Annotated in this window: 7 protein-coding genes; 2 read left to right on the top strand and 5 right to left on the bottom strand. The window is 73.3% G+C overall.

Features of this window, described 5'->3' with window-relative positions; genetic code table 11:
• From AB7U92_RS01400 to AB7U92_RS01410, 3 genes are all read right to left on the bottom strand, one after another.
• Positions 1-9329: DUF6603 domain-containing protein (locus AB7U92_RS01400; RefSeq protein ID WP_428573972.1), on the bottom strand; the 9329-nt coding region annotated here is incomplete at its 3' end.
• A 4-nt stretch (positions 9330-9333) separates the two neighbouring features.
• Positions 9334-9948, bottom strand: coding sequence for a hypothetical protein (locus AB7U92_RS01405; RefSeq protein WP_428573974.1), 615 nt, complete (start codon positions 9946-9948; stop codon positions 9334-9336).
• Positions 9949-9957: 9 nt separating this feature from the next.
• Positions 9958-10179 carry a hypothetical protein gene (locus AB7U92_RS01410; RefSeq protein ID WP_428573976.1) on the bottom strand — a complete coding sequence of 74 codons (222 nt, stop codon included), beginning with the start codon at positions 10177-10179 and terminating at the stop codon, positions 9958-9960.
• Positions 10180-10402: 223 nt separating this feature from the next.
• On the opposite strand from AB7U92_RS01410, the gene AB7U92_RS01415 reads away from it, so the two are divergent.
• Together AB7U92_RS01415 and AB7U92_RS01420 are read left to right on the top strand one after the other, a co-directional pair.
• On the top strand, positions 10403-11056 hold the full coding sequence (locus tag AB7U92_RS01415) for a hypothetical protein (RefSeq protein ID WP_428573978.1): 654 nt from the start codon (positions 10403-10405) through the stop codon (positions 11054-11056).
• A gap of 17 nt (positions 11057-11073) precedes the next feature.
• Positions 11074-11700: a hypothetical protein gene (locus tag AB7U92_RS01420; protein ID WP_428573980.1), complete on the top strand. Its 627-nt coding sequence runs from the start codon at positions 11074-11076 to the stop codon at positions 11698-11700.
• A gap of 12 nt (positions 11701-11712) precedes the next feature.
• On the opposite strand, the gene AB7U92_RS01425 is transcribed toward AB7U92_RS01420, so the two are convergent.
• Together AB7U92_RS01425 and AB7U92_RS01430 are read right to left on the bottom strand one after the other, a co-directional pair.
• On the bottom strand, positions 11713-12369 hold the full coding sequence (locus AB7U92_RS01425; protein WP_428573982.1) for a response regulator: 657 nt from the start codon (positions 12367-12369) through the stop codon (positions 11713-11715).
• A complete protein-coding gene (locus AB7U92_RS01430) occupies positions 12366-13847 on the bottom strand; it encodes a PAS domain-containing sensor histidine kinase (RefSeq protein ID WP_428573985.1) in 1482 nt (493 codons plus the stop codon). Before AB7U92_RS01430 ends, AB7U92_RS01425 begins: the two co-directional genes overlap by 4 nt.
• Between the last annotated feature and the right edge of the window lie 42 nt (positions 13848-13889).

A 13889-nucleotide genomic window follows, 5' to 3' on the forward strand; every position in this document is an offset into this window, starting at 1 on the left:
AAGGTGGTGGTCACGGTGCTGATGCCGCGCGCCAGCTCCGCACCGCCGACCCAGCCGGCCTCCAGGCGCTCGCCGTGCAGTTCGAGCCGCTCGCCCACCGCATGCACCACGCAGCCCGGGGCGACGGCGGTGGAGAAGCCCGCGTAGGGCAGCTGCATGCCGGCATGCCAGCCAGCCAGGCCGATGCGGGCGCCGGAAGGCGCGCCGTCGCGTGACACCACGCCCTGGCCGATCGCGACGATGCGCTCGGTGCCGCGCGGGATCTCGATCTCGCCACGTTCCAGCGCAGGTCCGAGCATCGTGTCGGCCAGCGGCTTGCCGCCGTGGCCAAGCAGCACCACGCGGGCCGGCGCGCCGTTCACCGCCAGTCGCGGCCGGCGGCCCTCGGGGGCGGCATCGGCGCGCGCGTTGGGCAGCTTGAGCACCACGGTCTGCCCGGTGGCCAGCGGTGCACCGGTGCTGGCCGCAGCGCGCAGCTTCGAGCCGACCGCCAGCGCGGCGTTGAAGTCGCCCAGCGGCGCGGCCAGCGGTGCACCGCGGCGCGCCACGAGTGCCGTCGCGCCATGCGCCATCGCGGTGGGTGGCACGCTCTTCGCGGCGACCAGCGTGGCCCCGCGGTTGCCCGCCTGGCGCGCCGTCATCGCCGGCGTGTCGGTGATCACGAGCTTCGCGGCGATCGAGCGGCTGCGCTGCGCTTCCACGGCGGCGAGCGTGGGCGGCGCGGTGCGCCAGGCGCGCTCCGAGCCCTTCACCGTGGTGCGCACCTTGCTCGCGACGGCCAGGCCGACGGTGGCGCCCGAGAGCAGACCCACCGCCAACGGCGCATCGACGAAGTGGTCATACACCTTGGGCGCCGGCCGCTCGGCGATCTCGGGGATGGTGGTCGGCGCGGGCGCTTCCAGCCCCTCGGTGAGCGAGCCCAGCCGTGGCGGCGCCTGGCGTTCGCCACGCAGCGCGGCCAGCGCGGTGGGCGAGGCGCGGCCGGCGAGGAAGCTGCTGGCGGCGGAGAAGGCGGCATCGGCCGTGGCCGGCGCGCTGATCAGATCGCTCACCGACTTCGCGAGGTTCTTCTGCCGGTTGATCTCGATCGCGCGGCGCGTGAAGGGCAGCGGCTTGCGCTTGCCGATCTCGACCTGGTAGTACGGGATCTCCGGCCCGCCGCCCGAGGGCGTGGCGCTGCACACCATGTCGAGCTCGGACAGCGCCTCGACCATCTCGGCCTTGGGCACCTTGCGGGCGTTCGGGTCCTGCGGCAGGCCCCACACGCCGACCGGGAAGCGGCCGAAGGGCCGCGCCGTGTCGGCGAACGGGTAGGGCTGGTCCACGCCGCCGCGGCGCCAGGTGATGACGATCATGGGCTCGACGGCGGACACGTCCATCGGCGCCACGCCGAGCGCGCGGCTCGGCGGGTAGGCGGTGGTGGTGATCGGCGCAGGCGCGACATTGCGGCGAACCGTCACGGCCGGCACCGTGCTGGTGAAGGTCATCGAGAACTCCACCACCACCACGAAGGGCCGCGCCGAGGAACCGTCGGGCGTCGACTCCTCGCCCTTGGCCGGCAGCGTGCCGGTATTGGTCATCAGCGCGTGCGGGCGTGCCTTGCCGCTGTCGGCGGTCTCCAGGTACTTGACGATGAACTCGGCGGCCGGCAGCGGCTGCTTCTCCTCCTTGGGCGGGCCGCCGAACTCGAAGGTCAGCTCGATCGGGCCGACCTCGAAGGTCACGCTGCCGCGGAAGTCGGGGCCCATCACGTGGATGCGCGCCCCCAGGCTGATCGAGATGGTGATCTCGCCGAAGATCCAGGTGTCGATGGTCACGCCCGCGGCGATGCGGGCATAGGCCATCACGTCGTAGTGGAAGGGGTCGAAGTAGACGATGCCGTGCGCGCCGAACTTCACCTCGGCCCAGGCCGGCCCGAAGCTGGCCGAGGCCTCGAAGTCGCCGCCGGCCATCAGCGCCTCGGAGGTCAGCGCGAAGTAGCTGCCAGCCTTGATGACGATGTTGCTGCCGATGCTCCAGCGCAGGCCCAGGCGCGGCACCACCGGGTAGCCATCGCGATGGAAGTCGGGGTGGTAGCCGCCCAGCGTGAGCACGAACTCGCCCGACTTCTCGCCCTTGAACCAGATCACATAGGCGAAGCCGCCGGTGAGCTTGATGTCGGGGTAGAGCAGCCAGGAGTTGTCGGTCAGCTGGCCCTGCACCCACAGCACGCCCTCGCTGCTGGAGAAGCGCACCAGCAGCGCCACCTCGATCGACACCAGCGCCACCTGCGGCCGCGGCAGCGCCATGCGCGCCAGGCCGAGCAGGTTGATGTCCAGCCCGTCGCCGATCTGCACACCCACCACCGCGATGCCGTCGACCAGCGCGAAGCTGTTGAACGACAGCCCGGCGGCGAACCAGAAGGTGCCCTTCTGCATCGGGAAGTAGCTGCCCAGCGCACGCAGCTGCGTCATCGGGTCGCTGGGCGTGGCGGCGATGTCCAGCGCCTGGATCAGCGGGTAGTCGCCGAAGTTCGACAGCTCGGTGGGCACCACCAGCTTGCGGTTGATGCCGAAGCCGCCGCCGATGCCGGTGAGGAAGAAGGCCGGCGGCCCGCCGATCGGGCCGTTGACCGCGCCGATGGCGAAGAAGGCGGTGAACTTCTGGCCGTTGACCTCGCCTTCGCCGTAGCCGCCGTACACCGTGAGCCCGTAGACCGCGAAGCGGCCGAGCAGCATGCCGAGGTACTCGATGCCTTGCGGCGTGGTCTGCTTGAGCAGGCCACCGGCGATCGACACGCCGGCCATGTCGGCCGACACGGCGAGTCCGGCGAGGTCGACCGCCCAGCTCGCCGGGTTGAAGAAGTCGTTGTTGCCGACGATGTAGGTGATCTGCAGGTCGTCGACCGCGCAGGTCAGTCCGAACATTGACACCGAGCCGTCCATCAGCAGCGAGATGCGCTCCAGCCGCCCCTGCGGCGAAGCGGCGCCGAAGCCGATCTGCTCGAGGTACAGCGGGCCGAAGCCCTTCTGGATGGCGATCCACCACGGGCCCGTGCCTTCGCCGGCGGACAGCGAGACCTGCACCGCGCCGCCGTCGTGCGCCTGGATGGCGAGTGCCGGCGAGAACGCCGGCTTGGGCGGCGTGGGCCCGGTGTCGCGCATGATGCCCTGCGCGATGCCGTTCTCGCCCTGCGCGCCCGAGGCCGAGACTGCGAGGTTGGAGAACTGCAGCTGCACGCCGCCGCTGCGGGCACCGCTGCCGTCGATGGCGGCGAACACGTGCAGCGCCACCGACTCCAGCGTGATGCCGGCGTCGAGCAGCGGCCCGGAGGTCTTGCCCACACGCAGGCCCAGGCCGTTGACCACCAGGCTGGGCGCGAAGCGCAGCGGCAGCGTGGGCGGCAGGAAGCCGACGAACAGGCCGCCGTCGCCGGCCGGGTTGGGGTTGATCCAGCGGTCGTCGTTCTCCAGCCAGAGCGACACATCGCCCTCGACCAGCGCGAAGCGATCCACCACGCCCACCTGCAGCCCGATGGTGTTGGTGGCCGGGTGGGTGAGGAAGCTCAGCTCGAAGCCCTCGATCTCGATCGAGATGCCCGCGCCGGCGATGTTGGTGAACAGGCGATGGAAGCGCGCCAGCAGCGTGTTCGGGTCGAACAGGCCGTCGATCAGCTGCGCGGGGTTGGCGTTGTCCAGCACCACGCCCTGCAGCAGGAAGCGCACGTCCTCGTCGCCTACCTCGGTGTCGAGCAGGTCCTTCACCGGCTGCTGCGCCATCGCCACCGCAGCGACCAGGTCGGCCACCACGTCGACGATGCGCAGCGCCACCTGTGCCGGGTCGGCAGTCGCGATGGCGGCGGCCAGCGCGCCATCGCTGGCGACGATGTCGAAGCTCGCCGTGTCGAGCGTCCAGCGCGCCGCGAAGTGGTGGGTGTCGTCGGCCGAGAGGCCGACCATCACGCGCCGCCCGCCGGCCGGCGCCAGCCCGGCGCTCACGCTGGCGAAGGGCCGCAGCAGCACGCCTCCGGCATCGATGCGCGCCGGGCCGAGGGCGACGCTGAGTTCGTCGAGCCCGGCGCTGCTGATGGCCAGCGTCAGGCCGAGCGTCTCGATGCCGGGCACGGCCAGGCTCGGCGCGCTGAGGGACACGCGGCTGGTGGCCGGCCGCCAGGCCAGCGTCACGCCGGCGACCGTGACGCTGAGCTGATTGGCGTCGCCGCTGGCGCTCACGCCAGCGGGCAGGAAGGCGTCGAGCAGCGGCGCGATCAGGTTCAGGCCGGTGGCGGTGATCGACGGCACTGCCGCGGTCAGGGCGCCCACCGGGTTGGCGGCCCAGGCGCGCAGCGCATCGGCGCTGAAGGCGCGGGGCGTGCCGGCGCGCAGGGCGAGCGCGTCGCCCACCGTGCGCACCAGGTCGCCCGGCGTGCCGGGCAATTCGGCGAGCTTGTCGAGCAGGAAGGGCAGCGCCGCTTCGGCGGCGGCCGACAGCGCACCGAGGCCGGCGAAGGGCACCAGCGGGATGTCGGCACCGCTGGCCGGGCGCAGGAACAGCTCGACGCCGCCCGTGCCGATGCGCGTGTGCACCGCCTGGCGTCCGCCGCTGGTGCCGGGCAGGCCGAGGTTCGCTTCGAGCGCGACCTGGGGCGCGCCGTTCAGGCTCACCGCGAGGCTCGCGCCGATGCCGCCCGCCAGGCGCGCGCCACCGCCGCCGGGCGCCACCCACACGCTCGGGTCGACCGCGAGCGAGAGCCGAGCGCCGGCGCCCTCGGCGCTGACCGCGAGGCTCACGCCGCTGGCGATCGGCAGCGGCGAACCGGCCGCACCGGCCAGGCCCATCAGCGGCCGCAGCGCATCGAACAGCGCCTGGATCTTCAGCGGGTTGGCGGCCAGTGAGCCGGCGCTGCGCAGCCAGCCCGCCGGGTCGGCGATGAGCCCGGCCAGCGGGCGCAGCGCACGTTCGGCGTCGCTGGCCGCGCCGGCCAGCAGGCCGAGCGCGTCGAGCATGGCGTCGATCAGCGGGCGCGCCTCCTCGTCGGCGCGGCGCATCAGCTCGAGTGCCACGTGGGCCGCGAGGCTGGGCGAGGCCTGCGCGAGCATGCGCGCCAGCGCCTGCGCGTCGGGCGCGGGCCACAGCGGCGCCGTCACCGTGCGCGTGCTGCTCTGGTGCCAGTGCAGCGAGACGGCGAATGGATTCAGCGCCACCTGCAGCTGCACACCGCCCACGGTGGGCAGGGCCGCCTCCGGCCCGAAGCTCAGCGTGCCGGCCAGGCCGGTGGGCGAGGCGCTGATGTCGGCGCTCCAGCCGAAGCGCCCGGCGGTGCTGCCGCCGCCTTGCACGCGCACCGTCTGCGTGGCGAGGTCGACGCTCGCGCCCAGCGGACCGAGCAGCGAGTTCAGTGCCGCAGAGATCTCTGCACCGGCGGCGGCCAGCCGCTGGCGCAGCAGCCCGGCGGGGTCGTGGATCAGCTGATCGACGGCATCCCCGACCACGCCGCCGTTCGTGCCGGTCAGGCCGAGCGCCGAGAACAGGTTGGACAGCGCCAGCGATCGCGCACTGCCCAGGTCGGCGGTGAGCCGCTGCACCGCGGCCGACAGCAGCACGCGCGCTTCGGGCAGCAGCGGCACGGCATCGTCGTCGACGGCGCCGAGCACCAGCGCCTCCCATGACTGGCCGAATACGCGCGCCTCGTGCAGCACCACGCGCGCTTCGCCGGGCGACGTGCCGTCCAGCGGCAGCGTCAGCACGGCCGACAGCGCACGCAGCTCCAGCTCGGGCGTGGCCGCCAGCCAGCCCAGCGCATCGCCGATGCGCAGCTCGACGCGCAATTCGTGCCCCGGGTCGACGCCGCCGTCGAGATCGAAGGCGAACAGCTGCAGCTGCGCACTGGCGCGGATGCGCAGCGTGCCGCTGCTGTCGTCCGGCAGGGCCCAGCGCAGGCCGGCGTGCACGCCGGTGGGCAGCGCGGCGGCAATGGCGGCGCGCTCGCGCGCCCGCCCGGCCAGGCCGGAAGCGACGATGGCCGTGAGCGCCTGCGCGATGCGCTCGGCGCTGAGCTCGCCGAACAGGGCATGCACCTCGAGCCCGGCGCGCGGTGGATCGAAGGGCACGACCGGCAGGCGCAGGTCGGCCGCCGGGTCGGCCAGCGGCGCGAGTTCCATCATCGCGCCGACCAGCGTGCGACCGAGGGCAAGGTCGGCATCGTCGACGACTTCCGGCGGCAGCAGGCGGTCGAGCAGGCGCAGCGCATCGGCGGTGGGCTGAACGCTCAACGCGGTCAGTGAGATCGGCGCCAGCGGCGTGCCCAGCAGCACCAGGCCGGTGACCTCGCTTCGCCCGGCGTCCTGCGCGGCCACGCGCGCCGCGTGGCCTGCGCCGGCCACGGCCACCACCACGATGTCGTTGCTCACGCCGGCCAGTGCATCGAGCCAGCGTCCCAGCCGCGCGGCCTGCTCGGGCGTGCCGTCGGTGCTGCTGCCGCCGGTGCGGCAATCGGCGCGCGTGCCGAGGCAGACGAACCACTCGCCGGCCTCTGCGTCGGGTAGCGTGAACATCGCCGCATCGAGCCCGGCGGTGCTCAGGTCGATGCGACGGTCCTCCGGCGCATCGGGCCAGGCCGCGCTGCCCAGCGCCACGTGCACGACGGTGTCGGGCGTGCGGCCGAGCAGGTCGGCGAGGATCAGGGCCTCGTGCAGCTGCGCGGCGGCCACGCCGACGCGCCGCAGCGTGATGCCCGCCGGCGCGGCCGCCGGCGGCGAAATGCGCCCGTCGCCGCCGAGCCAGCGCTGCGCGATCGCGTCGAGCGCGGTGCCCAGTTCGCGCCCGTCGACCAGCGCGCGCACGTCGGCCGCCACGCCGGCTTCGGCGCCCAGCGCGGCGGCCAGAGATGCCACCGGAAGCCCGGCCTGCCCCGGCCGCCACGCGCGGATCGCCTCGTGCGCCGCGGTGACCACCGGCTCCAGCCCGGCGGGCGGGAACCACACGGCGACGTTGGGCAGGCCCTCGGCCAGCGCGAAGCGATACGGGTCTTCGGGCCGGCCGCTGCCTTCGATCACGCCGCGCGCTGCGCCCAGGCCGCCGAACAGATCAGCGATGAGAGCCAGCGCGCGTTCGCCGAGATCGCTCAGCGCGATGCGGGGCAGCCACTCGCGCAGCGCGGCCTCCGGCGAGGTCACCAGTTCGGCGAGCCGCAGCCGCGCGCCGATCGCCGCCACGCCGCCGGCCTGCAACTCCGCCTCGGCCCAGCCGAGCGCGCGCACGAGGTCGCCGACGGTGCCGCCGATCATCCCGCCGAGGTGGCCGACCAGCGCCTCGACGCCGTCCCAGGCTTCGGCAGGCAGCGTGACGCTGCCGTCGGCGGCGATCACCGGCAGCGCGATCGGCAGCGTCAGGTCGTCGAGTTCGAGCCGCAGCGATGGCGCGCTGACCTGCGCCGCCAGGCCCGCCTCGGGCGCCCACGCCAGCCGCAGGCCGACATGGTCGGCGAGCACCGCGGCCGTGTTGCCGAGCGCGAGCCGGGCACGAGGCGGGCTGACGCCGCGTTCGCGCGCGGTGCGCGTGGCCTCCACCGCGCCGAGCAGGCTGGCCCGGCGCGCGGCGAGGTCGATGCTGGCGAGCTGCACGCCGATACGCGTCTGCACGACGGTGCAGCGCTGGCCGAGCGTATCGACGCTGGTCGCCGCGCCCAGCCCGAGGTGGAGCACGTCGCCACTGGCCGAGACCTCGAGCGCCAGCGGGCCGATCAGCGGCAGCCGCCACGGGTCGGCGGTGCTGCCGCTGCCGGCCACCACCGAGGCCGCTTCACTGGCATCGGCCAGCGCGCGGCGCAGCGCGGTGAGCACCGTGTTCGCGGCGACCGGGTTGGCGACGAGCTGCCGCCAGTAGCCGGCCAGGGCCGGTACCGGGTCGGCCATCAACGCGGCGAGCGTCACCGCCGGAATCCCGGCCGGCGGATCGAGTCCGATCAGCTGCCGCGCCAGGCCGAGCGCATCGCCCAGGCCGGCGAGCAGATCGTTGGCGATGTCTTCCACCGCGGCGCCGGCGGCATCCATCACCGCGTCGGGCGAGGTGAGGTCGAGCGTGGCGAAGTCGCGCGTGCCCAGGCGCACGCCATCGGCGGCGAGCACGAAGTTGAGCCGCCGCTGGGCATCCAGCCCGAAGCCCAGGCGCAAGGTGTCGGCCCGCGCGACGACGGGCGTGGCGACATCGAGGATGCGGTTGCCGCTGCGCCCGGCCGCGGCCCACACGCCCAGGCTGGGCAGCGCGAAGGCTTCGCCGCTGACGAGGTCGATGCGGAACACGTCGGCGCGCGCTTCGACGCGCGCGTCGTCGTTGCCGAGTTCGATGGCCAGGCTCGGCGTCAGCCGCGGGTTGCCGCTCGGGCCGCTGTCGACGCGCAGCGAGAGCGTAAGCACCGCGGCGCCGCCAAGGCCGAAATTCACCGCGTCGCCCGCGCGCGCGCCGCCGAGCAGCGCCGCGAGATGGTCGAGCCAGTCGTGGCGGCTGGCGTCGGTGGTGAGGATGCCGCGCACCCAGTCGGCCAGGGCGAGCACGCCGCGGCTGGGCAGGGTGGTGATCGGGAAGTCGGGCACGTCGTCGCCACTGCGCAGGCCGAGCAGCCCGGCGACTGCCACCAGTGCCGGGTCGGCCAATGCCGCATCGGCCTGCGCCTTGACCAGCGACATCACGAGATCGAGCAGCGCGTCGTCGAGCTCGTCGGTGCCGTTGGCCGATACGCGCATGTCGCGCGGCGCGGTGGCGCCGGGCAACTGCAGCCCGGTGAGCGCCAGGCCGAAGGCCGGGCCCTTCGGATCGGCGGCCGAGGTGGGCAGGTCGACCTCCAGCCCGATACCGCCGAGCCGCGCCTGGCCGGGCACCGCGGGCGCCGCATCGATGGTGATCGCCGTGCCGACGCGGATGCGCCCGCCGGGCGAACCGAGCAGAAGCGGCTGGCTCACGTTCGGCCCGCCGGCCTTCTTGGCGCGGAACAGCGGCACGGCCAGCGTGGTGGACGAGGCCGGGTCGGTGGTCGAGACGCGCAGGCCCAGGCCGATGTGCAGCCCGTCGGCCTGGCCCTCGTCGACGGTGACGGCCACCGACAGCGGCGGATCGTCGATCGAGACGATCGGCAGCCAGATCACACCGGCCTCGGTGCTGCGGTCGGCGCCGCCCATGGCGTCGTCGACGAAAGCGATCAGCGCCTCACGCTGCGCCTCGTCGGCGAGCATGGTCTTCAGCGAGGCCTCGGGGTTGGCGAACCAGCCCTGGTTGGGGTTGCCCGCGGCATCGAACAGGCCCAGCGCCTTGGCCAGGTTGCCGAGCACGCCGAGATCGCCGCTGCCGAAGCTCATCGGGTCAGCCCTTCAAGGTCGACGAACCGGCGAAGCGGTGCCGCGCCATCGGCAGGATCTGGATGCCGTTGGCGCTGACCGCCAGCTCCACCGGCACCAGCAGGTTGCCGCGCGCGTCCTTGCCGGTGGCCGCGGCGATGCCGGTGATCAGGTCCAGCACGCACTGCCAGGCGAAGGCGACCAGCGCGTCGCCCCATGCGGTGACCACGATCTCCGGCCCGTTCGGCCGCCGCGAGGTGGCGGCATACAGGCCCGCGGGCTCACGCGGCGAGCCGGTGGCGAACAGCACCTCGACACTCGCCTGCCCGGTCTGGTCGCAGCGCACCGGGATCAGCACGCGGATCAGCCCGTCGGCGAGCTTGACGTCGACCCCGGCGATGCCCACCGCGAGCTCGTTCTCGCCCTCGATCCACACCACCTCCGTGCGCTTGGTGGGGCGGAAGAAGCCGGCGGCGCGGCGCGAGGCCACGCGCATCAGCTCGATGCTCTGGCCGGCGCCAATGAACACCGGTTCGAACACATCGCCTTCGGCCATCTTGCGCGTGGCCATGGGCAGGCGCTTCGCGCGGCGCTCCGCCTCGACGAAGCGGGCGAACTCCGGGGCGACGGTCTCGGCCAAGGGGCGGCCTCAGCGTTCGGCGGCGGAATGTGAGGCCGGCGGCCCGAACAGGCGGCGCAGGCCCTGGATCAGCGCATCGAGCACGAACCAGGTGAGCAGGAAGGCCGCGCACTCGAGCGAGAAGCTCTTGAACTTGTAGAACAGCTCGGCGATCAGCCAGGCGAAGGCCAGCGCAGGGAACTGTTCGACGAGCAGCCGCCGGACGGGCAGCGTGCGCAGCAAGGTGTACATCCGGCGCTCCTCGCCCCTGCGAGGCGGCAAGGGATGCAGTTCACTCTAGTTCGCGGACGGCATGCTTCCATCCCTATCTTGCTTGTCGCGCGCATTGGCGCGAGGGGTTGCGTTCACTCAATCGAATCGACGCGCATCAAGTCAGCATGAGCGGCATCAGCAGAAGGGCCTCGTGCTCACCCTTGCGATGCCGGATCAACGACCGCCGACCCCTTGCAACAGCATGGCCCTGGACCGCGCCTTGGCGCAGGGCCTGTGGGTGCGGCCGGGCGGTGCGCGTGCCGTGGTGCTGTTCGTGCATCCGCAGCGCGCCGATTGCGTGCAGGCCGGCCAGCGCTTCATCGCCGACGTGCTGGCGGCAAACGGCCTGGCGACGCTGTCGATCGCGCTGTCCCGGCACGACGACGGCTCGCTCGAGTCGGCATGGCCCGATGCCGTGCAGACCGCCAGCCTCCTGCAGCAGGTCGTCGATAGGCTCGAGTCCGACACCGCCACGCGCGGCCTGCCGCTGGCCCTGGTGGGCGTGCACGAAGCGGCCGCACCTTGCGCCGAGGCGCTGGGCCGCGGCGGGTTGCAGGCCGTGAAGAGCTGCGTCTGGCTCGACGGGCCGGTCGATCACCGCGACGCCAGCGTGGCAGCCTGGACGCGGCCGACGCTGTGCCTGGCCGGCCGTCACGGCATCGGTGCCGCGAGGCAACCCTGGCGAGGCCTGCGTCGCCTGCCGGCGCCGCACCGGCTGGTCAAGCTGCCACAGCGCTCGCGCCCCGAGCCCAGCGCCGGCGTGCACCAGGCCATGGCCTGCGAATTGCTGGGATGGCTTCAGCGGACCCTGCCCGCGGCCACCGCTGCCGCACCGCAGGAGTCGATCGCCGCCTGAGGACGAAAGGGATCAGCATGCTGCGCACCGTGACGGACCACCGCTGCATCGAAGCACGGCGCATCGGCTCGGCGGGCTGGCACGGCGAGTACGAGCGGCTGGAGAGGCCGGCTGGCGCGGTCGCTCTGCTGCCTTCTCCACCATGCGGTGCCGCGGCATGCCGTTCGATGTGCGCTGTGCTGCACGACCACGGCTTCTCCACGCTGTGCATCGAGCCCGGGCGGGCCACCGGCCTGGAGGATCTGACGCCGCGCCTGGTGGAGGCGCTGGAGTGGCTGCGCGTGAGCGGCCCGGGCGCGCCCCTGGGCGTCTTCGGCGGCGGCATCGGTGCCTGGGCGGCGCTCCGTGCCGCGGCCTTGCGGCCCGACCTGGTGGAGGCGCTGGTCGCGCAGGGCGCCTGCCCCGACCCCGTGCTGGCGGAGCTTCCCCGCGTGCGCGCCGCCACACTGCTGGTGATCGGCGATGGCGACGAGGCGCTGATGCGTTCGCACCGCCGCGCCCTGCCGCTGCTGGCCGGGGCGCGGCGCCTGGAGGTCGTGCCGGGCGCCGATCCCGGCTGCGGCGATGAAGCGGCCGCGCAGGCGGTAGCCCACCTGGCCGCGCACTGGTTCGCGCTGCGCCTGCCGCAGCGGCCGCTGCACTGAGCGCGGCCCGCCTCAGGCGGCGGCGCCGGTGTCGAGGTCGTGCTCGAGCCCGTAGCGCACCAGGTCGGCCAGCGTCGGCAGGTTCAGCTTGTCCTGGATGCGGCTCTTGTGGGTGCTGATCGTCTTCACCGACAGGTGCAGGGCCTGCGCGATCTCGGTCGGCCGCTGGCCTGCCACGAGGCGGCGCAGCACCTCCAGCTCGCGGTCGGACAACTGCGCGTGGCGGGCCACATCGACGCCGCCGTTGAGCTGCAGCACCACGCGCTCGGCCAGTTCGCCGCTGACGTAGGCGCCGCCGCCGGCGATCTTGCGCAGCGCCTTGATCAGCTCGGCGGAGGCGCCGTCCTTGGTCATGTAGCCGTTGGCGCCGGCCTTGAAGGCGCGCAGCGCGTACTGCTCCTCGGCGTGCATGCTCAGCACCAGCACCGGCAGCCGGCCAAACTCGGCGCGGATGCGCTTGACCAGCTCCAGCCCGGTCATGCCCGGCATCGACAGGTCGACGACGACCACGTCGGCCGGGTTGCGGCGCAGCCACTCCAGTGCCTGGAAGCCGCTGCTGGCTTCGCCCACCGTCCAGCCCTCGCCGGTGCCGGTGAGGATGCGCGCGAGACCTTCGCGCACCACGGCGTGGTCGTCGACGACGAGTACGCGCAGGCCCGGGCCGTTCATGCGCCGTCCCCTTCGCCGGGCGCGATCGGCAAGTGCACCACCAGCCGGGCACCGCCGCCGGCCGGGTTCTCGAAGGCCACGCGCCCACCCAGCATCGCGGCGCGCTCGCGCATGCCGACCAGGCCGAACGACCCGTCGCGCCGGGTGGCGTCGTCGGGGTAGCCGACGCCGTTGTCCTGCACGGTGAGCTCGAGCTCGCCTTCGTGCTGGCGCAGCACGATCTGGACGTCGGTGGCGTGGGCGTGGCGCGCCACGTTGGTCAGCGCCTCCTGCACCATGCGGAAGGCGGCGGTGGCCACGCGATCGTCCAGCGGCGGCTCGTTCTCGCTCAGCCGCACCGTCACCTCGATGCCCAGACGCCGCGCCGCATCGCGCCCCAGCCACTCGATGGCGGCGTTCAGGCCCAGGTCGTCGAGCATCGCCGGCCGCAGGTCGGTGGAGATGCGGCGCACCGAGGCGAGCGTCTCGTCGACCATGGCGATCATGTTGTCGATCTGCTCGCCGCCCTGGTGTTCCGCCGCGCGGAGTGCACTCAGCGCCGCCAGTTCCATCTTCAGCGCGGTCAGCCGCTGGCCCAGCTCGTCGTGCAGCTCGCGGGCGATGCGGCGGCGCTCTTCCTCGCGCGCCTCGACCACGTTGGTGGAGAGCCTGCGCAGCGCCTCGCGCGATTCCGCCAGCTCGGCGGCCTCGCGGCGCTGCTGCGTGACGTCGGCCACCACCATCTGCACCGTGGTGCGGCCGTGGTCGGGCAGGGCGGCCAGCGCGATTTCCACCTCGCGCTGTGTGCCGTCGGGACGCACCACATGACCGTGCACCACCGGCACGTCCGTGGCACCCTCCAGGACCCGCGATACCTGCGCGTGCAGACCAGCCTGTGTGGCCTCGGCCAGCAGCGTCCGCAACGGCTGGCCGAGCAGTGCATGGCTCTCACCGAACAGGCGCTCGGCGGCTAGGTTGGCGAACACGATGCGGTCGTTGTCGGCGATCCAGATCGCGACGGGTGCGAGTTCGAAGACCGAGCGCAGACGGCGCTTGAAGCTGTCCAGTTCCTGCTGCAGCCGGCTCTGCTCGCTGAGGTCGAGGATCAGCGCGGCCACGTAGCGCCTCGGCCCCGCGCCTGCCATGTTCACCGTCGACAGGGTGATCTCGGCCGGGAAGTGGCTGCCGTCGGGCCGCACCGCGGTGACGCGCCGGTGCGCGACCAGCCGCTGCTGCAGCGACTCCGAACTCATGTACTCGCTGGCCTTGGCCTCGTGCGACACGCGCAAGGCTGCGGGCACGAGCCGCGACAGCGGCTGGCCGAGCATGTTGCTGGCCGGGCAGCGGAAAGCCTGCTCGGCGGCGGCGTTCACGGCGACGATCGTCTGGGTGTCGTCCAGCATCACGATCGCTTCGTGTGCCGCGTGCAGGATGCTGTTTTCCGGCCGCTCGAAGAAGCTCGCATGCTCGTGCGGGTGGGAAGATTGGGCGTGGCTCAAGGCGGGCGGCGAAGGGATCGTCGAGCCTGGAATGCTAGGTCT

The sequence above is a fragment of the Piscinibacter sp. genome (assembly GCF_050175855.1).
GTDB lineage: Bacteria > Pseudomonadota > Gammaproteobacteria > Burkholderiales > Burkholderiaceae_C > Piscinibacter.